Raw genomic sequence first — 21,513 nt, 5'->3', positions numbered from 1 at the left:
GTGGCACACGGGCGCGCGCGATGGCCCGGCGGCGACGAACTCGCCCGGACCCCGACGCCGGGGGTGCCTAGGCTGGCAGCATGACGGACGCGCTCGAGCAGGCCAGGGCGGAGGCCGCCGCCGCGGTCGCCGCCGCCGAGAAGGCGAAGCAGGACGCGGAGGCGGCACTCGCGCGAGCCGAGCGGCTCGCCAGCGAGGCGGCTGCGTCCGCCGACTCCGCCGACGCGGCTGCTCCCACCGCCGCCGCTGCCCCCGACGCCGTGCCCCCCGCTGACACCGCCGACGCGGCTGCTCCCGCCGCCGCCGACCCCGAGCAGGCGGCCGCCGAGGCGGACGTCGCCGACGCCGCGGCCGACGCGGGGCTCACCGAACCCGAACCCGTGGCGGGCAGCCCGGTCGACGGCCTGCCGACGCCGGCAGGCGGGCCGCTCGACGAGTCGGCCGTCGACGTCGTCCGGGCGGGCTACGGCTTCGACGGCCCGGCGCTCGAGATCGGTGCACTCGTGAACGGCGAGGCCCGGGCGGACGTCCCCGTGCGCATCCCGCTGTCGATGCTCAACCGGCACGGGCTCGTGGCCGGGGCCACCGGCACGGGCAAGACGAAGACCCTGCAGGTGCTGGCCGAGCAGCTCTCGGCCGCCGGGGTGCCGGTGTTCGCGGCCGACGTCAAGGGCGACCTCTCGGGCATCGCGACGCCGGGCGAGGCGAACGAGAAGCTGCTCGCGCGGACGCGGGGCATCGGGCAGGACTGGTCGCCGCAGGCGGCCCCGACCGAGTACTTCGCCCTGGGCGGCAAGGGCACCGGCGTGCCGGTCCGGGCCACGGTCAGCGGGTTCGGCTCGCTGCTGCTCAGCAAGGTGCTCGGCCTCAACGACACGCAGGAGAGCAGCCTCGGCCTGGTGTTCCACTACGCCGAGCAGGCCGGGCTGCCGCTGCTCGACCTGGCCGACCTGCGGGCCGTGCTGTCGTGGCTGACGAGCGACGAGGGCAAGGGCGAGCTCGAGGGCCTCGGCGGGCTGAGCAAGCAGACCGTCGGGGTCATCCTGCGCGAGCTGATCACGTTCGCCGACCGGGGCGCCGACGCCTTCTTCGGCGAGCCCGAGATCGACACCGCCGAGTTCCTCCGCACGGCCGAGGACGGCCGAGGCATCGTCAGCCTCCTCGAGGTGCCCGGCGTCCACGACCAGCCGGCCCTGTTCTCGACCTTCCTGATGTGGCTGCTCGCCGACCTCTACAACGACCTGCCCGAGGTGGGCGACCTCGACAAGCCGAAGCTCGTCTTCTTCTTCGACGAGGCGCACCTGCTGTTCAAGGACGCGTCGAAGGAGTTCCTGGCGCAGATCACCCAGACCGTGCGCCTCATCCGCTCGAAGGGCGTCGGCATCGTCTTCGTCACCCAGACCCCGAAGGACGTCCCCGGCGAGGTGCTCGCCCAGCTCGGCTCGCGCGTGCAGCACCAGCTGCGGGCCTTCACCCCCGACGACGCGAAGGCCCTGCGGGCCACGGTGTCGACGTACCCGACGAGCGACTACGACCTCGCCCAGGTGCTCACGACGTTGGCCACCGGGGAGGCGGTGGTGACGGTCATGAACGAGAAGGGCGCTCCCAGCCCGGTCGCCTGGACGCGCCTCCGGGCCCCACGCGGATCGATGTCGCCGACCCCCGCCGACGTCATGACGGCCGCCGTCGCGGCCTCACCGTTGATCGCCGCGTACGGTGCGGCGATCGACCGCGACTCGGCCCGCGAGATGCTCGCCCGCAAGCTCGAGGCCGCGGCGCTCGACGACCGCGAGCGGACGGACGCGGCGGCCCGGCAGGCCACCATCGACGCCCAGCTGAAGGAGGCCGCCGCGCGCGAGAAGGCGGACGCCAAGGCGGCGACCACCGCCGAGCGCGAGCGGAAGGCCGCCCAGGCCGAGTACGAACGTCAGCAGCAGGAGTTCGAGCGCGCCGAGCGAGCGGCCGCGAAGGCACGCGCCGGGCGGGGCGGGGCGAGCCGCGCCTCCTCGGGGTCGCGTTCGTCCGGGTCTCGTTCGTCGGGGTCGTCCGGGGGGCTGCTCGGCGAGGTGCTCGGGTCCAGCGCGGGCAAGGCCGTGGTCCGCGAGGTCGTCAAGGGGATCTTCGGCACGTTGCGCCGACGCTAGGCCGTCTCAGACGCTGCTGCCGAAGGCCTGGAAGAGCAGCGCGAGCGTCCCGGTCGCCAGGGCGAAGAGGGCGACCGCGATCGTGACGCCGACCCACGGCCGGCTCTCGTACCAGTAGGGGCTGTCGGGGTAGGCGGTGAAGAACTCACGGCGCGTCATCGGGCGGGGCGCGACGGTCGTCGGCATGCCCAGGGCCTCGACGACGGCCTCGACCGATGCCTCGGACCAGTAGGTGCCGCGCATGCGGAACAGTCGTCGCCCCTCGTCGTCGAGGGCGAGGAGCTGGGCAACCGTCTCGGTCGAGTGGTCGCGGTAGGTGCGGACGAGCACGAGCGTGTCGACGTCGTCGCGCCGCAGGCGGACGAAGCCGGGCAGCCAGCCGCGCTTGACGAACTCGGTGCGGGTGACGGCGGCGTACGAGAGGCGGTAGCGCCAGTACATGAGCAGCCCCATCACCACGACGCCGACCGCCACCGCGAGCACGCCGTTCTGGTGCCCCGACGGCAGGGTCAGCCAGAGCACGGCGACCAGGACGGGCGAGAGGCTGAACACCCCGGTGAGGGTGGCGCCCCGGGCGAGCTCGCGCCGGGGTCGCACCGTGACGGTGCCCCGCTCGGTCGGCGTCGCCGCGTCGGTCGTGCTCATGTCGTCCCCCAGAGGTGGGCGTCACCCCGGGTCCCCCGACCCGGGGCTGCTGCTGTCGGGGCAGCGCCGCCTGTTCAGCGTAGACGATGCGTACGCACAGAAACCGGGTCGTCCCACCCCAGTGCGGGGAGCCCGCGATCGGGGGAGTCGAGCGAGTGTCAGCTCTCGGCGCGGTCGCGCAGCCGCTCGATCTCGCGCCGGTCGCGCTTGGTCGGGCGACCGGCCCCGCGGTCGCGGACGGGCACCGCGGCGACCTCTTCGCGCGGCGGCGGCGGGGGAGTCAGGTCGGTCAGGGCCTCGGCCGCCGCAGGAGCACCCACGCGCTTCACCAGGCAGGTCTTGACCACGACGATGCGCTCGAAGCCGGCGATGCGGGCCCGCACCTCGTCGCCGGGGCGGACGGCCTGGGCCGCCTTCACGCGGTCGCCGTTCACCCGGACGTGACCGGCGCGGCAGGCGGCGTTCGCGGCCGACCGGGTCTTGTACAGCCGGACGGCCCAGAGCCAGGCGTCGACGCGGGCGGACGAGAGGGGTGGCATGCGTCGATGCTACGGGTGGCCGCCGACGTCGGCCGCAGCGGCCCGACGAGTCGCGCGCGTGCCCGGCTCAGAGGTCGTCGTCGGCGACGCGCACCGGGGTGCCGCCCGTCACCCGGACGAGCTCGTCGAAGCTGCTCGCGAAGACGGTGTTCGCCGTGCCCGCGCTCGCCCAGACGACGTCGTGCGCGGCCAGGGCGGTGTCGACGAGGGTCCGCACCGGGGCGGGGTGGCCGAGCGGCGCCACGCCGCCGATGACCTGCCCGGTCGCGCGCTTCACCTGGTCGGCGTTCGCCCGCATGATCGGGCCGAGCCCGAGCGTCGAGCCCACGAGGTCGGTGTCGACCCGGTGGGCGCCGCTCGTGAGCACCAACAGGGCCTCGTCGCCGGTGCGGAAGACCAGGCTGCTGGCGATGGCGCCCACCTCGCAGCCGAGGGCGGCGGCGGCCTGGGCGGCCGTGTGGGTCGACTCGTCGAACGCGCGGACCTCGCCCTCGGCGCCGGCGGCGCGCAGGGCCGAGACGACGGTGCGGGCGCGCGGCGGGAGGGCGGCGGCGTCGAGGTGCTCCGAGGAGGGGCGGTGCGCGTCGGTCATGCCCCGACCGTAGCCATGAGGGAGCCTCATGAGCCGGACCGACACGGGGCGTCCGCCAGGCGTCGCCGAGTCCGGTACGCTGGTCTCGGTCGTGCGCCGGTCCGCCGTGTGCCCGCCCTGGAGGATTCGCCTAGTGGCCTATGGCGCACGCTTGGAAAGCGTGTTGGGTGCAAGCCCTCAGGGGTTCGAATCCCCTATCCTCCGCGACAGAATGGCCCTTCCCTACGGGAGGGCCATTCGTCGCTGTGCTTGTCTGGCGCCCTCCGGGCGCGGGCGGCTTCGCCGCGGACGGGCAGGCGTGGGGCCGGGCGCTTGCGGCTTCGCCGCGGACGGGCAGGCGTGGGGCCGGGCGCTTGCGGCTTCGCCGCGGACGGTCAGGCGTGGGGCCGGGCGTCAGGCCAGGGGGCGGGTCATGTAGCGCAGGTCGAGCCACTCGCCGAACTTCGTGCCGACCTCGCGCAGCACGCCGGCGTCCTCGAATCCGAGCGACGCGTGCAGGCGCACCGACGCCTCGTTGCCCGCCTCGATCAGCGCCACCATGACGTGCAGCTCGTCGCGCGTGGCCCGCTCGACCAGCTCGGTCAGCAACCCCCGGCCGATGCCCTCGCCCTGGTGACCCGGCCGGACGTAGACCGAGTTCTCACAGGTGTGCCGGTAGCCGTCCTTGGCGTGGAACGGGCCGTAGCTGCCGTAGCCGACCACCTCGTCGCCGTCCACCGCGACGATCGCGCCGCGCCGCGCCTCCTGGTGTGCCGTCAGCCACTCGCGCCGACCCTCGAGGGTCGGCGTGGCGTCGGTCCAGATGGCCTTCGAGTGCGCGACGGCGTCGGCGTGGATCTCGAGGACGCCGGGCAGATCGGCCTCGGTCGCGGTGCGGATCAGCATGCCGACAGCCTAGGAGGCGCGCAGCAGCACCCGGTCGAACATCGCCTCGAGGGGCCCCAGGTCGCCGTCGTCGCCCGCCCGGCAGGCCGAGTCGTTCTCGTCCTTCGTGACCGAGGCCCAGTCGAGGCGGTAGCCCTCCTCGTGGCACCAGAGGTCCCAGAAGGCCCGTTGCGCGCGGCCGTTGCCCTCGCGGAACGGATGCACGTGGTTGAGGTCGCGGTACAGGCGGGCGAGCGCCGCGACGAAGGCCGGGCGGTCGGAGCCGTCGGGGGCCTCGGCCAGGTCGTCCTCGAACCGGTGCAGCGCGGCGTCGAGGTGCTCTGGCGGGGTGAACGAGCCCACGCCCTTGGTGATGCCGACCGTCCGCAGCCGACCGGCCCAGGGGTAGATCAGCCCGAAGACGGTCGAGTGGATCGCGCAGAGCAGCTCACGGCCGTACTCGTCGGGCAGGTCGACGGCGTCGAGCAGGGCGAGCACCGTGCCGGCGAGGTCGTCCTCGACCCGGCGCAGCTCGTCGGCGTCGTGGATGTCGAAGGCGTTCGCGAGCACGACCGTGCCCGGCCAGTAGTACGGGTCGACCGTCACTGCTCGGTCTGGGCGGCCGAGACCACGCGGTCGGTCACGTCGTCGGCGCTGAGCTCGCCGGCCTGGTAGCGCTCGATCAGGCGGCGCTGGTCGTCCGAGAGCGACCCGCCCTCGAGGCGGGTGGAGGCGACCGCGCGCGCGAGGGCATCGTCGCGGGTGAACCGCGCCGTCCGGGTCTTCCTCGGGGTGGCCACGCGCCGATCTTACGACCCCCGGGCGGGGCACGTCTCCCCGGCGGCTCGAAGGCTGCCGCCCGTAGGCTGGCGGGCGTGTCGACACGCATCTACATCACCTCAGCCGAAGGCCACACGGGCAAGTCCACGATCGCGCTCGGCGTGCTCGACACGTTGAGCCACGAGGTGGGCCGCGTGGGGGTGTTCCGACCTGTCGCCCGCTCGACCGACGAACGCGACTACGTGCTCGAGCTGCTGCTGTCGCACGACAGCGTCGACCTCGCCTACGACGAGTGCGTCGGCGTCAGCTACGACGCGGTGCACGCCGACCCCGACGCCGCGCTCGCGACGATCGTCAGCCGGTTCGCGGCCGTCGAACGCCAGTGCGACGCCGTCGTCGTGATCGGCTCCGACTACACCGACGTCGGCAGCCCGACCGAGCTGTCGTACAACGCCCGCATCGCCGCGAACCTCGGTGCCCCCGTGCTGCTCGTGCTGGGCGGCCGCAGCGCCGACGGTCAGACCCGGCGCACCGGTGCCGACATGCGCCAGGTCGCCGAGCTGACCACGGCCGAACTGCGCTCCGAGCACGCGAGCCTGCTGGCCGTCGTGGCGAACCGGGTCGACCCCGACCACCTCGACGAGGTGGTCGACGGCATCGGGTACGCCCTCGAGGCATCGCCCACCGGGCGGGTGCCGATCTGGACGCTGCCCGAAGACCGCGTGCTCGTCGCTCCGACCATGCGGGCCGTGCTGCAGGCCACCGGGGCCACGCTGCTGAGCGGCGACGACGCGCTGCTCGACCGCGAGGCCCTCGGCGTCGTGGTCGCCGCCATGTCGATGGAGAACGTGCTGCCCCGCCTCACCGAGGGCGCCGTCGTCGTCGTGCCGGGCGACCGGTCGGACGTGCTCGTCGCCACGGTGCTCGCCCACGCCTCCGAGACCTTCCCGTCGCTCGCCGGCATCGTGCTGAACGGCGGCTTCGCCCTCGCTCCCCAGGTCGAGCGGCTGCTCGAGGGCCTCGACAGCCCGCTGCCGATCGCCACCACGACCACCGGCACCTACGACACCGCCCTGGCCATCACGCAGACCCGGGGCCGGCTCGCCGCCGACTCCCCGCGCAAGTACGACCTCGCCCTGGCCCTGTTCGAGACGCACGTCGACGGGGCCGAGCTGCTGCGTCTGCTGCAGGTGAGCCCGTCCGGCGTCGTCACCCCGCTGATGTTCGAGTACCAGCTGCTCGAGCGGGCCCGGGGGCTCCGCAAGTCGATCGTGCTGCCCGAGGGCGACGACGACCGCATCCTGCGGGCGGCCTCGACCCTGCTGCAACGCGGGGTGGCCGACATCACCCTGCTCGGCGACGAGACGGCGATCCGCGCCCGCAGCGCCGAGCTCGGCCTCGACCTCGCCGCCGCGCGCGTCCTCGACCCGTTCGACCCGAGCCTCCAGGTGCTCTTCGCCACCGAGTACGCCAAGCTGCGCGCCCACAAGGGCATCGCGGTCTCGCAGGCGATGGACACCGTCACCGACGTGTCGTACTTCGGCACGATGATGGTGAAGCTGGGCCTGGCCGACGGCATGGTGTCCGGCGCCAAGCACACCACGGCGCACACCATCCGCCCCGCCTTCGAGGTCATCAAGACCCTGCCCGACGTCGGCGTCGTGTCGAGCGTGTTCCTCATGGCGCTCGCCGACCGCGTGCTCGTCTACGGCGACTGCGCCGTCATCCCCGACCCGACCGCCGAGCAGCTCGCCGACATCGCGATCTCGTCGGCGCAGACGGCACTGCAGTTCGGCATCGAGCCGCGCGTCGCGATGCTGAGCTACAGCACCGGCGACAGCGGCTCGGGCGCCGACGTCGAGAAGGTGCGCGCCGCCACCGCCCTCGTGCGCGAACGCCGGCCCGACCTGCTCGTCGAGGGCCCCATCCAGTACGACGCCGCCGCCGACCCGACCGTGGCCGCCGCCAAGATGCCCGAGTCCGAGGTCGCCGGCCGCGCGACGGTGTTCATCTTCCCCGACCTCAACACGGGCAACAACACCTACAAGGCCGTGCAGCGCAGCGCGGGTGCGGTCGCGATCGGCCCCATCCTGCAAGGCCTCCGCAAGCCCATCAACGACCTCTCGCGCGGCGCCCTCGTCGGCGACATCGTCAACACCGTCGCCATCACCGCCATCCAGGCCGGCACGCAGGCCGCCGAGAACGCCCCCGCGGCACCGGTCGCCCCGGCGCCCACCACCCCCACCCCCGAAGGAGCCCCCTCGTGAGCACCGTCCTCGTCGTCAACTCCGGCTCGTCGTCGTTCAAGTACCAGCTGATCGAGCTCGACGGCGAGCGGACGCTCGCCAGCGGCTTGGTCGAGCGCATCGGTGAGGACGTCGGCTCGACCCGGCACCGCAACGAGGTCACGGGTGACGAGACGCGCAACGACACCCAGCCGATCGCCGACCACGCCGCCGGGTTCGCCGCGATGCTCGCGGCGTTCGACGCGCACGGCCCGTCGTTCGCCGAGTACCCGCCCGTCGCCGTCGGCCACCGCGTCGTGCACGGCGGAGAAGAGTTCGACCGCGCCACGGTCGTCACGACCGACGTCGAGAAGGCGATCGACCGCCTGTCGGCCCTCGCCCCGCTGCACAACCCGGCCAACCTCCAGGGCATCCGGGCCGCGAAGGAGGCCTTCCCCGACGTGCCCCACGTCGCCGTCTTCGACACCGCGTTCCACCAGACGCTCGTCCCGGCCGCCTACACCTACGCGATCGACGCCGAGCTCGCGAAGGAGCACCACGTCCGCCGCTTCGGGTTCCACGGCACGTCGCACAAGTACGTCAGCGAGAAGACCGCCGAGTTCCTCGGTCGGCCCCTGTCCGAGCTCAAGATCATCGTGCTGCACCTCGGCAACGGCGCCTCGGTCGCCGCCGTCGACGGCGGTCGATCGATCGAGACGAGCATGGGCATGACACCCCTCGAGGGCCTCGTGATGGGCACGCGGTCCGGCGACATCGACCCGGCAGCCGTGTTCCACCTGCACCGTGAGGCCGGGCTCGACTTCGACGAACTCGAGGCGCTGCTCAACAAGAAGAGCGGCCTGCTCGGCCTGACCGGCAGCGGCGACATGCGCGACGTGCAAGACAGCGCGTCCCGCGGCGACGCGGTCTCGGAGGCGGCGCTCGCCGTCTACCGGCACCGCATCCGGCACTACATCGGCGCCTACGTGGCGCAGCTCGGCGGCCTCGACGCCGTCGTGTTCACGGCGGGCGTGGGCGAGAACAATGCCCTGCTGCGTCGTCGCACGCTGCTCGGCCTCGAGTTCTTCGGCATCCACGTCGACGACGACCGCAACGAGCTGGCCTCGCGCGAGGCCCGCCTCATCTCGCCCGACGGTGCCCCGGTCCAGGTGCTCGTCGTGCCGACGAACGAAGAGCTCGAGATCGCCCGACAGGCGGCCGCCCTCAGCTGAGGCGTCGGGCCGGCGCACGACCCGGCCACCCCGGCGACGCGAGAGAGCCCCGGTGCGCAGGTCGCGCCTCCGGGGCTCTCGTGCCACCGGTCGTCACGCGACGACCAGGAGGCGCGGGTCAGTACTTGATGGTCGCCAGCGCGTCCGAGACGCTCACGTCGCCCGACACGACCTCGAACTGCGTCTTGACGGCGGTGCCCTCGATCAGGGCGGTGGCGATGACCTCGGCGACGTCGGCGCGGGGTATGCTGCCGCGCTCGACCGTGGTGCCGACCGACACCTGGCCGGTGCCGGCGTCGTCGGTCAGGCCACCGGGGCGCACGATCGTCCAGTCGAGGCCCTCACGACGACGCAGGTCGGCGTCGGCCTCGCTCTTGGCGCGCATGTACACCTGGTACACGTCGTCGTCGTTCTCCGCGGGCAATTCGGCCCGCGCGGGATCGAAGTCGTCCGTGCCGATGGCCGAGACCATCACGTAACGGGTGACGCCCGCCTTCTCGGCGGCGTCGGCGAGCAGCACGGCACCGTCGCGGTCGATGGTCAGCTTGCGCTCGGCGCCGCTGCCCCCTCCGCCGCCGGCGGCGAAGACGACCGCGTCGGCCCCGTCGAGGTGGCCGGCGAGCGTGTCGACGTCGGTCTGCTCGAGGTCGAGCACCAGGGCACGCGCCCCGGCGGTCTCGAGGTCGGCGGTGTGGTCGGGGTTGCGGACGATGCCGACGGGGTCGTGCCCGGCGTCGGCGAGTCGGCGTTCGAGGAGCTGGGCGATCTTGCCGTGCCCTCCGGCGATGACGATTCTCATGCCTCCAGGCAACACCCCGGGTCGCGGGGACCGTCCAGTTGCCGCTAAACTCGTCGAGGCTCCTCACGTGGCGTCATCCAGGCCAACTCCCCCAGGGCAGAAATGCAGCAAGGGTAACCGGGCTCTGGCGGGTGCGTGAGGGGTCATTCCTCTTTTCGGAGCAGAACTCCGCGTCCCCCTCACGTGCCTGGCGGGGCAGGGTTCCGGTGGCCCCCCTTCGTGGGGTGCGCGATGCACGCGATCGCCCCTATGCTCGACGGACGGCGAGACCGAACCAGCTCGTCGGGAGCGACCAACCACCGCTCCGGCCGCACCGCTCACCACGGTGCGACCACGCCGCGACGACGTCGTCGCACCACACGATCAGGATCAGGACCGATGAGCCCCTCACCACGGCACGTCAGCAGCACCCGCACCAGGCGAACGAGCCCGCGCACCGCGCGGTAGGCCCGTCCGCCTCGTCGTCGTCCCCGGACGACGACGAGGCGCAGGGCTCGACCGCACACCGCGCCGTCACCCCGGCACCACAACAGAACAGCAGCACCTCCCGCCTCACCAGCGGGAGTTCTTCGGATCAGGCGGCGGGCTCGTCCCGTCAGGAAGAGGCACACCCATGCGAAGCCAGGCGATCGAGCGTCCCCGCCGCTCCCACGCGTCCCGCGCACTGAAGGCGACGGCCGCGGCCGTCGTCGCGGCGGTGGTCGGCGCACTCGTCGTCGTCGTCCCCGCGCAGGCGGCCACGACCGACCGCAGCGAGGCCGAGGCCTCGCTGCTCGGCGGTTCGGGCATCGTCGCACTCGACCAGGTCGCCGCCCTCGGCGGGGCCTACTCGGCCTTCGGCACCACGCAGAACCCGCCGACGTCGCGCAACCCCCTGAACCTCACCGCGGTCAACGCGCTCACGGTCGGCCTCGGCAACGGCATCCGCCTGCTGGGCGGCAACGGGCTGGTGACCCTCGGCGTCGACGGCCAGTACGCGAGCGCCACCGCGACGTCGGCCACCGCCTCGGCCGGCCTGATCGGGGCCGACGGCTCGATCGCCACGGGCAGCGGAGCCCCCGGCACCGGGGCGACGCTGAACCTGCAGCCCCTGCTCGCGTCCGTCCCCGCGACGAACGGCGTGCTCAGCGACGTCCGACTGGGCCTCGGCGCGCTGTCGTCCCAGATCACCCAGCAGCGGGGGGCGACCGCCACGGCGCCGACGACGGCCTACCAGGTCGCCGGGGCCCGCTACACGCTGACCAGCCCGGCCGTCCAGCAGGTGACCTCGTCGCTGCGCGGCACCGTGACCGGACTCGGGACGACCGTGAACGCCGTCTCGGGCAGCGGCGCCGTGACCGCGCTCGGCACCTCCATCACCGCACCGCTCACCACGGCGGTCAACACCCTGCCCCTCGGGGGCGCGGTCACGCTCGGCCAGCCGGTCGTCGGCGTGACGGCGACCGTCGACCTCGACTCGACGATCTCGACCGAACTCGCGAGGCCCCTGACCTCGGGCCCGGTGACGATCACGCCGAGCACGGGCCAGGTCGTCATCGACTTCGGCGCCCTCAACGGCTTGCCCGCGAACAGCGACCTCCTGAACCCCGCGACGGTCACGGCCATCACGAACGGCATCACCGACATCCTGCAGAACCAGCTGCCGACGAACCTCGTCGCCGCCGCGAACGCCGCCGTGCGCGCCACCGCGGCGACCGTCGACCTGCGGGTCGCGCTTCGCATCGACCTCGGACTCGCGACCGCGAACGAGACCCTGTCGACGCGCACGGTCACCACCATCGGCCAGCTCCTCGACGGGACGGTCCCGGCCACCGCCACCACCGTCACCGGGTCGGGTCTCGTCGGCGCCCTCGGCGCCGCCACCCTCCGCGGCGCGCTCCTGCCCGTCGTCGGCACCCTGCTCGGCTCGGTCGGCGGCCTCTACTCGCCGCTCGTGGACGGCACGGCGCTCGCCGCAACCACGAGCACCCTCCGCACCACGACCGCCGCGGTCGTCACGACCCTCGCGCCGCTGACCTCGCTGCTGAACCAGCTCGTCCGCGTGACCATCAACGCCCAGGACGGCGAGGGCTTCCGTGACGCCCGGGGCACGGACGCGGGCTCGAGCTCCGTCCACGCCGTGAGCCTCTCGGTGCTGCCGCTCGTGAACGCCTCGCGGGTCGACCTCGCGACCTCCACGGTCCGCGCCGCGGCCCTGGCTCCCCTCAGCATCGCCACGCCCACCGCCGGGCAGGTCTTCGTGGTGCCCGGCACCCCCGGGGCGACCCGCAGCGTCGTGCTGACCGGTGCCGGCGAGCCGGGCGCGACCGTCACGGTCGACCTCGGTGCCGGTCGCACGGGCACCGGCACGGTGGCCGCCGACGGCAGCTGGAGCGTGACCGTCGCGAGCGTGCCCGCGGGGGCCTACAGCGCCTCCGTGACCCAGACCCTCGGGGCCGTGACCACCGGTCCCGTCACCCGCGACTTCACCGTCGTCGCCCAGCAGCCCCTCGTCGTCACGACGCCCACGGCCGGTCGCGTCTTCACGGTGCTCGACGCGGGCTCCACGACGCCCGTGATCGTCTCGGGCACCGGCACGCCGACGGCCACCGTCTCGGTCGACCTGGGCGGCGGCCGCACGGCCACCGCCGTAGTCGCCACCGACGGCAGCTGGACGACCACGGTCGCCGGCGTGCCCGTGGGCTCGTACACCGCCTCGGTCACCCAGGCCGTCGGCCCCGACGTGTCGGCACCGGTCACCCGGGCCTTCAGCGTCGTCGCCGGCGCCGGCCTCACCGTCACGAGCCCGACCTCGGGCACGCAGTACCGCCTGCCCGGCGCCGACTCGACCCGTGACGTCACCGTCTCGGGCACCGGGCAGCCCGGTGCCCCCGTCGCCGTCTCGCTCGGCGGCGGCCGCGACCTCACCGCCACGGTGGCCGCCAACGGCACCTGGTCCGTGACCTTCCCGGCCCTGCCGGTGGCCGCCTACACGGCCACCGCGACGCAGACCGTGGGAGGCGCGGTGTCCGCCCCGCAGACCACCGACTTCGCCCTCGTGGCCGCGACCCCGGTCACGATCGCGACGCCGGCGCCCGGCGCGACCCTGACGGTCGCCGACCCCACCTCGACCACCCCGGTCACGGTGACCGGCGCCGCCGAGCCGAACGCCCCGGTCGAGGTCGACCTGGGTGGCGGCTACGTCGCGTCGACGACGGCCGACGGAACGGGCGCCTGGACGGCGACCGTCTCGTCCGTGCCGGTCGGGACGCGCACGATCAGCGTCACGCAGACCGTCGCCGGGGTCGTCTCGGTGCCGGTCACGCAGCAGCTGACGATCGCCGCCGGCGACCCGCTCGTCATCGAGGCTCCCGCCGCGGGCACCACGGTGCGCGTCGCGAGCAGCGCCTCCCTGGCGACGCTCACCGTCTCGGGCACCGCCGAGGCGGGGGCCGACGTCCGCGTCGACCTCGGCGACGGATTGACCGGGCGGGTCACGGCCGACGCCACGACCGGCGCCTGGTCGGTCGACGTCGCCGACGTGCCCGTCGGCCAGCGCACCATCTCGGCGACGCAGACCGTCGGCGGCACCGTCTCGGCCGTGCAGACGCGGGTCGTGACGATCGTCGCCGGGACCCCGGTCGCCATCTCGACGCCGGCACCCGGGGCCACGATCCCGATCGTCGGCGGCACCACCGCCGACGTGACCGTCACCGGCACCGCCGACCCCGGGGCCACCGTCACCGTCGGCCTCGGCGCCGGCTTCGAGGTGCCGGCCACGGTCGACCCCGTCACCGGCGCCTGGACGGCCGTCATCCCCGACGTCCCCGTCGGCGACCGGACGCTCGGCGCGACCCAGACCCTCGGTGGCACCACCTCGGCACCGGTCACGCAGCCGCTGACCATCGCCCAGGGCACGCCCCTCGACGTCACGTCACCGCTCGACGGCGACGAGTACGTCGTCGCCGGGCCGGACGGCACGACGCCCGTCGTCGTCTCGGGCACGGGCCAGGTCGGGGCGACCGTCTCGGTCGACCTCGGCGACGGCCTCGTCGGCGAGACGGTCGTCCCGGCGTCCGGCACCTGGTCGGTCGTCGTCGACGGCGTCCCGGTCGGCCCGCACACGGTCTCGGCGACCCAGAGCGTCAACGGCTCGACCTCGGCGGCCGTGACCGTCGACATCGACGTCGTCGAAGGCGGTGACGTCGTCATCGCGGCGCCCGTCCCCGGCACCCGCATCGCGGTGGCCGACGACCAGGGCACCACCCCGGTCACCGTGTCAGGCACCGGCGTGCCCCTCCTGCCGCTCGTCGTGACGCTCGACGGCGTCGACCAGGCTCCCGTCACACCGGACGCCCAGGGCGCCTGGTCGCTCGAGCTGGCCGGCGTCGCCGTCGGCGACCACGTCGTCGGCGCGAGCCAGCAGCAGGGCGCCGTCCTGCTCGAGGCCCGGCCGACGAGCTTCTCGGTGGTCTCGGCCGAGGCCGACCTCACCATCTCGACCCCGGCACCCGGTGACGTGATCACCGTCGCCGGGGACGCGGCGACCACGGCCGTCGTCGTGAGCGGCACGGCCACCCCCGGCGCACCCATCGAGGTCACGCTGGCCGGCACGGTCGTGCCGACGACCGCCGGCCCCGACGGCCTCTGGACCGTCACGGTCCCGGGCGTCCCCGTCGGCGACCAGCTCGCCTCGGTGACCCAGACGGTCGGCGGCACGACCACGACCGACCCCGTGACCTCGGCCTTCGAGGTCGTCGCCGGCGCCGACGTGGTCATCACCACGCCCGCCGCCGACGTCCGCTACGTCGTCGCCTCGCCGGGCATCACGCAGGACGTCCCGGTCGCCGGCACGGCACAGCCGGGTGCCCTCGTCACCGTCACCCTCGACGGCGTCGAGGCCGGCACCGCCCTGGCCGACCTCACCACCGGAGCCTGGGCCGTGACCCTCGTCGGCATCGGGGTCGGGGAGCGCGTCCTCGGGGCCTCGCAGACCGTCCGCGACACCGTCCAGCAGGCCGACACGCGCCTCGTGACGGTCGTCCCGGCGGCCGACCTCACGATCGTGGCACCCGCCGCCGGCGTGCCGATCGTCCTGGCCGACCCGTCCTCGACGACGACCCTCGTCGTGTCGGGCCAGGCCGAGCCGGGCGCGGTCGTCCGCGTCGACCTCGGCGACGGCCTGACCGACACCGTCACCGCGGGCACCACGACGGGCGCCTGGTCGGTCTCCTTCGCCGGGGTTCCCGTGGGCACCCGCACCGTCACCGCGACCCAGACGGTGGGCACCTCGGTCTCGGCACCCGAGACGCGCGTGGTCAGCATCGTCGCCGGTGCCCCGCTCGTCGTCACGGCTCCCGTCGACGGCGCCGTCGTCGACGTGGCCGGGCCCGACGTCACGGCGACGGTGACGGTCTCGGGCACCGCCGCGGCCGGGTCCACGGTCGACGTGGTCCTCGACCCCGCGACGGGCCCCGACCTGACCGCCTCGGTGACGGCCGACGCCACCACCGGTGCCTGGTCGGTCGACGTGGTCGGCGTCCCCGTCGGCACGGTCGCCCTGTCGGCCACGCAGAGCATCGGCGGCACCACCTCGCCGGCGCAGGAGGCCTCGTTCGAGGTGCGGGCGGCCGCCCCGGTCGTCATCGTCGACCCGGACGACTCCGTCTTCACGGTGCTCGACCCCGCCGGCACGATCGACGTGCCGGTCTCGGGCACGGCGTCGCCGGGTGCCGAGGTCTCGGTCCGGCTGAACGGGGGAGCGGCCGTCACCACGACCGCCGACCCCGCGTCGGGTGACTGGTCCGTCGTCTTCGCCGACCTGCCGGCCGCCGTCTACCAGGTGACCGCGTCGCAAGCCGTGGCCGGCACGACCTCGACCCCCGTCGCCGCCTCGTTCACGATCGAGGTGGGTGCCGGGCTGACCGTCCTGCAGCCTGCGCCCGGCGACGTGGTGACGGTGGCCGACGCCACCGCGACCACGGACGTCACCGTGAGCGGCACGGCCGAGCCCGGGGCGACCGTGCGCGTCGACCTCGGCGGCGACCTCGTCGCCTCGACGACGGCCGACGGCGCCACCGGTGCCTGGAGCGTCGTCGTCCCCGGCGTCACGGTCGGCGAGCGCACGCTGAGCGCCACCCAGGCGCTCGGTGGCTCGGTCTCGCCCGCCGTGACCCAGCCGCTGTCGGTGGTCGCCGCCGCCGCGGTCGTCATCGACGCCCCGGCACCGGGCACCGTCGTCGCCGTCGCCACGGCCGACGCCACGACCGACCTGGTCGTCTCGGGCACCGCCGAGCCGGGGGCCTCGATCTCGGTCGACCTCGGTGACGGCCTGACCGCCACCGCCACGGCCGACGACGAGACGGGTGCCTGGAGCACCACCGTGCCCGGCGTCCCGGTCGGTGACCGCACCGTCGCCGTCACCCAGACCGTCGACGGCTCGACGTCCAGCCCGGTCACGCGTGACGTGTCCGTCGTCGTCGCTCCCGCCGCGCCCGTGATCGTCGCCCCGGAGCCGGGAGCGACCGTGTCGCTGCTCGACCCGGCCGGCACCACGTCGGTCGTCGTCTCGGGCACCGGCGAGCCCGGCGCCACCGTCGCCGTCTCGCTCGGCGCCGGCCTCACGGCTGCGGCCACCGTCGACCCCGAGGGCGACTGGCGGACGACCGTCGACGGAGTCCCCGTCGGCGAGTACACCGTCACCGCCACCCAGACGATCCGCGGCGCGACCTCCGAGGCGGCGACGCGACCGTTCACGGTCGCCGCGGCCGCGGGCCTCGTGGTGGACCGGCCCACCGACGGCACGACGGTCGTCGTGCTCGCCGAGGGCGACACGGCCTCGATCGTCGCCTCCGGCACGGCCGAGCCCGGAGCGACCGTCACGGTCGACCTGGGCGACGGCCTGGTCGGCACGGTCGTGGCCGACCCGACGACGGGCGCCTGGACCGTGACGGTCGACGGCGTCCCCGTCGGCGACCGCACCGCCTCGGTCACCCAGACCGTCGACGGAGCGGTGTCGACCCCGGTCACCCGCGCGGTGTCGGTCGACGTCGCCGCTCCGGTCACCGTCACCTCGCCCGCCGACGGAGCGTCGATCGTGGTCGGCGACGCCGACGACACCACCGACGTCACGGTCGCCGGCACGGGCCAGCCCGGGGCCACCGTCGTGGTCGAGGTGGGGGACGACCTGACCGAGACGACCACGGTGACCCCCGAGGGCACCTGGACCGTCACGGTCGGTGACGTCCCGGTCGGTTCGTACCCGGTGGTCGTCACGCAGACGGTCCCCGCCGGCTCGACGACCCCCGTCACGCAGCAGCTCGACGTGGTGGTCGGCACCCCGGTCTCGATCACCGAGCCCGCTCCGGGCGACACGGTGGTCGTGCTCGAGGGCGAGACCACGCCGGTGACCGTGTCGGGCACCGCGCAGCCCGGCGCGACCGTCACGGTCTCGCTCGGCGGCGACCTGACGCAGACGGTGCCGACCGACCCGACGACAGGGGCGTGGACCACGACCTTCGACGGCGTGCCGGTGGGTGCCGGGCCGATCTCGGTGGGCCAGCAGTACGGCACCGTCACGACGGTCCCCGTGACCCAGCCGTTCGCGGTGGTCGCGGCAGACCCGATCACGATCACCGACCCCGAGACGGGCACGCGCCTCCTCGTGGTGTCGGCGGACGCCACGGTCGACCTGCCGGTGTCGGGTTCGGCGCAGGCCGGCGCGACCGTCTCGGTGACGCTCGACGCCGGGACGGCCGTCACGGTCGAGGCCGACGACGACGGGGCCTGGACGACCACCTTCGCCGGGGTCGGCGTGGGCGAACACGTGGTGTCGGCGACGCAGACGGTCGCCGGGGTCGAGTCGGCCCCGGTGACGACCACGGTCGTGGTCGAGGCCGCCGCGGCCCTGACGGTCACGGCACCGACCGACGGCCAGCAGTACCAGGCGGGTGACGCCGGCACCGCGCCGGTCGTCGTCCGGGGCCAGGGCCAGCCGGGTGCGCCCGTCGCCGTCACGGTCGACGGGGGAGACCCCGTCACCACGACGGTCGGCGACGGCGGCTCGTGGCAGGTGCCCGTCGTGCTCGGCACCGGGTCGCACACGGTCTCGGTCGTGCAGACGATCGGCGACGCGACGAGCGCCCCGATCGAGGTCACGGTCGAGGTCGTGCCCGCCCCGGCCGACCCCGCGACGGCACCGACGATCACCTCGCCGGCCGACGGTCAGCTCGTGACGGACGCGGACGGCGACGACCTCGTCGACCTGCCGGTCACCGGCACCGGCGAGCCCGGGGCCACGATCACCGTCACCGTCGGCGGGACCACGCAGACGACGACCGTGACCGAGGGCGGTGTCTGGTCGGTGACCGTGCCGGGCGTCCCGGTCGGCACGAGCACCGTGGTCGTCGAGCAGACGGTCGCGGGGGTCGTGACCGGGACCGCCTCGGTGACCGTCACGGTGGCATCCGCCGCCGAGGTCGCCCCCCTCGTGGTGACCTCGCCCGAGCAGGGCTCCATCCTGCCCTCGGGCACGGCGGGCACCGCCGACGTCCTCGTCGACGGCACGGCCCAGCCGGGCGCCACGGTGGCCGTGCGGCTCGACGGCGGCCTGCCGGTCACGGTCGTGGTCCCCGCCGGGGGCACCTGGTCGACGACGCTGCAGGGCGTCGCGCCCGGGCAGCACGCGCTGTCGGTGACCCAGACCGTGGGAGGCGCGGTGTCAGCACCCGAGACCGTCGCCTTCACGGTCACCGCGCCCGCGAACACGGACGCCGGCGTCGTCATCACCTCGCCGGCTCCAGGTGCCCTGGTCGCCGACGTCGACGGCGACGGGGTCGAGGACCTGACCGTGACGGGAACCGGCACGCCCGGCGCACTCGTCGTGGTCGGCCTCGGCGACGGGGTCACGCAGACGACGACGGTCGGCGACGACGGCACCTGGTCGGTCGACTTCGCGGACGTGCCGGTCGGCGCGTACGTCCTCACGGCGACGCAGACCGCCGGTCCGGACACGACCACGGCGACCCAGGACCTCCTGATCGCCTCGGTCGACCCGGTCGTCGTCACGACCCCGGTCGCGGGTTCGGTCCTGCAGGCCGGGACGTCGGGCACGACGCCCGTCACGGTCGTCGGGACCGCGGAGCCCGGGGCGGCGGTGACCGTCCGGCTCGACGCCGGCGCGGTGCAGACCGTGACGGCCGACCCGGCGACGGGAGCCTGGACGGTCGTCTTCACGGGCGTCGGCGTCGGGCCGCACGTGGTCGCCGCCACGCAGACCGTCGACGGGGCCACCTCGGCTCCCGTCACGACCGGGTTCTCGGTCGCGGCGGCCGCCGGCACGCCGGGCACGCCGGGCACGCCGGGCACGCCGGGTACGCCGGGCACGCCGGGCACGCCCGGGTTCCCGGGGCTGCCCGGGGCCGGCGGCGGGTCGGGCACCGGTGGCGGAGCCGGTGGCGGAGCGGTCGTGACCGGAGGGGCCTCCGGCCTGGCCTACACGGGCTCCGACGTCCTCGGCGGGCTCTCGCTCGCGGTCTTCGCGCTGCTGATCGGCCTCGGCCTGGTCTCGGCCACCCGCCTCCGACGTCGGTCGGGGGGAGCGCGGAACCGGTAGCACCGGCCGAGTAGCCGCACCCGGGGGCCCGTCGTCACGACGGGCCCCCTCGTGCGTCCCGGGGCCGCCGTCCGGGGCTGCTCGACGGTGACCCGGACCGTCGACCGTTGTCGGTGGCCCCGACTACTCTTGGTCCGTGGTCACCGCCCTGTATCGCCGTTACCGGCCAGAGAACTTCTCCGAGCTCATCGGGCAGACGCAGGTGACCGATCCGCTCCGCACCGCGTTGCGGACGAACCGGGTCAACCACGCCTACCTCTTCAGCGGCCCCCGAGGCTGCGGCAAGACGACGTCGGCCCGCATCCTGGCCCGCTGCCTGAACTGCGCCCAGGGCCCGACCGACACCCCGTGCGGCGTGTGCGCGTCGTGCGTCGAGCTCGCGCGCGACGGTGGCGGGTCGCTCGACGTCATCGAGATCGACGCCGCCAGCCACAACGGCGTCGACGACGCCCGCGACATCCGCGATCGTGCCGTCTTCGCCCCGGCTCGCGACCGGTTCAAGATCTTCATCCTCGACGAGGCCCACATGGTCACCCCGCAGGGCTTCAACGCCCTGCTCAAGGTCGTCGAAGAGCCGCCCGAGCACGTCAAGTTCATCTTCGCCACGACCGAGCCCGACAAGGTCATCGGCACGATCCGGTCACGCACACACCACTACCCGTTCCGGCTCGTGCCCCCGGCCCAGATGCTCGAGTACGTCCACGAGCTCTGCGAGAGCGAGTCCGTCGAGGCGGCCCCCGGCGTGCTCCCGCTCGTCGTCCGGGCCGGCGGTGGTTCGGTGCGCGACACCCTGTCGCTGCTCGACCAGCTGATGGCCGGCAGCGAAGACGGCGCCATCCAGTACGAACGTGCCGTCGCCCTGCTCGGCTACACGCACGCCTCCCTGCTCGACGACGTCGTCGAGGCGCTCGGCGCCCGCGACGGCGCGGCGGCGTTCGCGGCCGTCGACCGGGTCGTCCAGACCGGCCAAGACCCCCGTCGGTTCGTGGAAGACCTGCTCGAGCGCCTGCGCGACCTCATCGTCGTCGGTGCGACCGTCGAGGGCGCCTCGGCCGTCCTCCGCGGTGTGACGGCCGACGAGCTCGACCGCCTCGTGCACCAGTCGCACGCCTTCGGCGCGGCCGAGCTGTCGCGGTCGGCCGACGTCGTCAACCGGGCACTCACCGACATGACCGGCGCCACGTCGCCCCGGCTGCACCTCGAACTGATGATCGCCCGCGTGCTCGTCCCCGAGAGCGACCAGAGCGGACGCGGTGCTCTGGCCCGCGTCGAACGGCTCGAGCGTCGCGTCGGCGTCGACTCGTCCGGGTCCGGTTCGGGCTCGAGCTCGCCCGCGGCGTCCGCGCCGTCGGCGGGCACCCGCCCCGCCGACACCTCGCGGTCATCGGGCCCGTCGACCTCGACGGGCGCCACCCGCGCCTCCGCCCCGGCACCGGCCCCCTCGGGTGCGCCTGCCTCGCCGTCCCCCGTCGAGGCCACCCCCTCGACCGAGGCGGCCGGCGGCCCGTCGGCGGTCGAGAGCGCGACGGCGTCGTGGGCGTCGGCTGCCCCGGCGACGCCTACCGAGGCCGAAGGCACGTCGACGACCGAACCCGCACCTCCGTCGGCACCGCATTCGGCCGCCTGGGCGCAGACCGCCGAGGCCGAGCGGCCCGCGGGCTCGGCCGTGGCCCCGGTGACGCTGCAGCAGCTCCGCGACAGCTGGCCCGAGATCGTCGAGGTCGTCCAGAAGGCTCGGCGCACCGCCTGGATGGTCGTCGTCACGGCCACGGTCGTCGACTTCGCCGACGACGTGCTGACGTTGGCCTTCCCGAGCGCGAACGACGTCGAGAGCTTCAAGCGTCCCCAGGGTGCGGCCGAAGGCGTCAGCGAGTACCTGCGACGGGCCATCGTCGACGTGCTCGGCGTCAAGGTCAAGTACATCGCCCGCGTCGAGGGTGACGGGCCGGCAGGGCCCACCCCGGCGGGGGCTCCCGTGGCCGAGACGTCGACCCCGACCTCGACGACCGGCGGACGGCAGGCCACGGAAGCCGAGCCCGCCGCCGCACCTGCCGCGCCCACACCTGCTGCCGCCGAGCCTGCCGCCGCCGCACCGGCCGCC

Annotated in this window: 12 protein-coding genes, 1 tRNA gene and 1 other RNA gene; 7 read left to right on the top strand and 7 right to left on the bottom strand. The window is 74.4% G+C overall.

All coding sequences use genetic code 11. From position 1 onward, the window contains the following. The first annotated feature begins 80 nt into the window (after positions 1 to 80). Positions 81 to 2,144, top strand: coding sequence for a helicase HerA-like domain-containing protein (locus ASG05_RS04410; protein ID WP_056257725.1), 2,064 nt, complete (start codon positions 81 to 83; stop codon positions 2,142 to 2,144). A 6-nt stretch (positions 2,145 to 2,150) separates the two neighbouring features. Here ASG05_RS04410 and ASG05_RS04405 read toward each other — a convergent pair whose 3' ends face one another. The 3 genes from ASG05_RS04405 to ASG05_RS04395 all read right to left on the bottom strand — a co-directional run bounded on the left by ASG05_RS04405 (position 2,151) and on the right by ASG05_RS04395 (position 3,920). Further along, positions 2,151 to 2,789 carry a hypothetical protein gene (locus ASG05_RS04405; RefSeq protein ID WP_056257722.1) on the bottom strand — a complete coding sequence of 213 codons (639 nt, stop codon included), beginning with the start codon at positions 2,787 to 2,789 and terminating at the stop codon, positions 2,151 to 2,153. 158 nt (positions 2,790 to 2,947) lie between these two features. Next, positions 2,948 to 3,328: an RNA-binding S4 domain-containing protein gene (locus ASG05_RS04400; protein ID WP_056257719.1), complete on the bottom strand. Its 381-nt coding sequence runs from the start codon at positions 3,326 to 3,328 to the stop codon at positions 2,948 to 2,950. A 67-nt stretch (positions 3,329 to 3,395) separates the two neighbouring features. Beyond that, positions 3,396 to 3,920, bottom strand: a complete 525-nt coding sequence (locus ASG05_RS04395) for a YbaK/EbsC family protein (RefSeq protein WP_056257716.1) — start codon at positions 3,918 to 3,920, stop codon at positions 3,396 to 3,398. A gap of 119 nt (positions 3,921 to 4,039) precedes the next feature. Here ASG05_RS04395 and ASG05_RS04390 point away from each other — a divergent pair. Continuing rightward, positions 4,040 to 4,124, top strand: a tRNA-Ser gene (locus ASG05_RS04390). A 189-nt stretch (positions 4,125 to 4,313) separates the two neighbouring features. Here the strand turns inward: ASG05_RS04390 and ASG05_RS04385 are convergent. From ASG05_RS04385 to ASG05_RS16180, 3 genes are read right to left on the bottom strand one after another with little or no spacing between them, the layout of a single operon-like run. Then, positions 4,314 to 4,805, bottom strand: a complete 492-nt coding sequence (locus ASG05_RS04385; protein ID WP_056257712.1) for a GNAT family N-acetyltransferase — start codon at positions 4,803 to 4,805, stop codon at positions 4,314 to 4,316. Positions 4,806 to 4,814: 9 nt separating this feature from the next. Then, on the bottom strand, positions 4,815 to 5,390 hold the full coding sequence (locus ASG05_RS04380; protein ID WP_056257708.1) for a Fic family protein: 576 nt from the start codon (positions 5,388 to 5,390) through the stop codon (positions 4,815 to 4,817). After that, positions 5,387 to 5,584 (bottom strand): antitoxin VbhA family protein, encoded by a 198-nt coding sequence (locus ASG05_RS16180; protein ID WP_056257705.1) that lies wholly within the window; start codon positions 5,582 to 5,584, stop codon positions 5,387 to 5,389. Before ASG05_RS16180 ends, ASG05_RS04380 begins: the two co-directional genes overlap by 4 nt. A gap of 75 nt (positions 5,585 to 5,659) precedes the next feature. On the opposite strand from ASG05_RS16180, the gene pta reads away from it, so the two are divergent. Both pta and ASG05_RS04365 read left to right on the top strand, forming a co-directional pair. Continuing rightward, positions 5,660 to 7,831: a phosphate acetyltransferase gene (pta, locus tag ASG05_RS04370; RefSeq protein WP_056257704.1), complete on the top strand. Its 2,172-nt coding sequence runs from the start codon at positions 5,660 to 5,662 to the stop codon at positions 7,829 to 7,831. Further along, entirely contained in the window at positions 7,828 to 9,021 is a 1,194-nt protein-coding gene (locus ASG05_RS04365; protein WP_056257701.1) for an acetate/propionate family kinase, read from the top strand. The genes pta and ASG05_RS04365 overlap by 4 nt, the downstream gene beginning before the upstream one ends. A 118-nt stretch (positions 9,022 to 9,139) precedes the next feature. Here ASG05_RS04365 and ASG05_RS04360 read toward each other — a convergent pair whose 3' ends face one another. Continuing rightward, the gene (locus tag ASG05_RS04360; protein WP_056257699.1) at positions 9,140 to 9,820 is read right to left on the bottom strand and encodes an SDR family oxidoreductase; all 681 of its coding nucleotides are present in this window, start codon (positions 9,818 to 9,820) and stop codon (positions 9,140 to 9,142) included. A 54-nt stretch (positions 9,821 to 9,874) separates the two neighbouring features. Between ASG05_RS04360 and ffs the strand changes: the two genes are divergently transcribed. The 3 genes from ffs to ASG05_RS04350 all read left to right on the top strand — a co-directional run. After that, positions 9,875 to 9,971: signal recognition particle sRNA small type (gene ffs / locus ASG05_RS15720), an RNA gene on the top strand. Positions 9,972 to 10,433: 462 nt separating this feature from the next. Next, positions 10,434 to 19,412 (top strand): Ig-like domain-containing protein, encoded by an 8,979-nt coding sequence (locus tag ASG05_RS04355; protein WP_056257697.1) that lies wholly within the window; start codon positions 10,434 to 10,436, stop codon positions 19,410 to 19,412. Between the two features lie 136 nt (positions 19,413 to 19,548). Then, on the top strand, positions 19,549 to 21,513 hold a 1,965-nt coding region (locus ASG05_RS04350), incomplete at its 3' end, for a DNA polymerase III subunit gamma and tau (RefSeq protein WP_235491382.1).

Source organism: Frigoribacterium sp. Leaf186, from assembly GCF_001423905.1.
Classification (GTDB): domain Bacteria; phylum Actinomycetota; class Actinomycetes; order Actinomycetales; family Microbacteriaceae; genus Frigoribacterium.
The sequence above is the reverse complement of the archived record's forward strand: the minus strand, read 5'-3'. Positions and strand labels throughout refer to the sequence as shown.

Coding starts and splice junctions, on each gene's coding strand:
- ASG05_RS04355 (WP_056257697.1), top strand. CDS start 10,434: ATGCGAAGCCAGGCGATCGAGCGTCCCCGCCGCTCCCACGCGTCCCGC.
- ASG05_RS04410 (WP_056257725.1), top strand. CDS start 81: ATGACGGACGCGCTCGAGCAGGCCAGGGCGGAGGCCGCCGCCGCGGTC.
- ASG05_RS04405 (WP_056257722.1), bottom strand. CDS start 2,789: ATGAGCACGACCGACGCGGCGACGCCGACCGAGCGGGGCACCGTCACG.
- ASG05_RS04385 (WP_056257712.1), bottom strand. CDS start 4,805: ATGCTGATCCGCACCGCGACCGAGGCCGATCTGCCCGGCGTCCTCGAG.
- ASG05_RS04360 (WP_056257699.1), bottom strand. CDS start 9,820: ATGAGAATCGTCATCGCCGGAGGGCACGGCAAGATCGCCCAGCTCCTC.
- ASG05_RS04395 (WP_056257716.1), bottom strand. CDS start 3,920: ATGACCGACGCGCACCGCCCCTCCTCGGAGCACCTCGACGCCGCCGCC.
- ASG05_RS04400 (WP_056257719.1), bottom strand. CDS start 3,328: ATGCCACCCCTCTCGTCCGCCCGCGTCGACGCCTGGCTCTGGGCCGTC.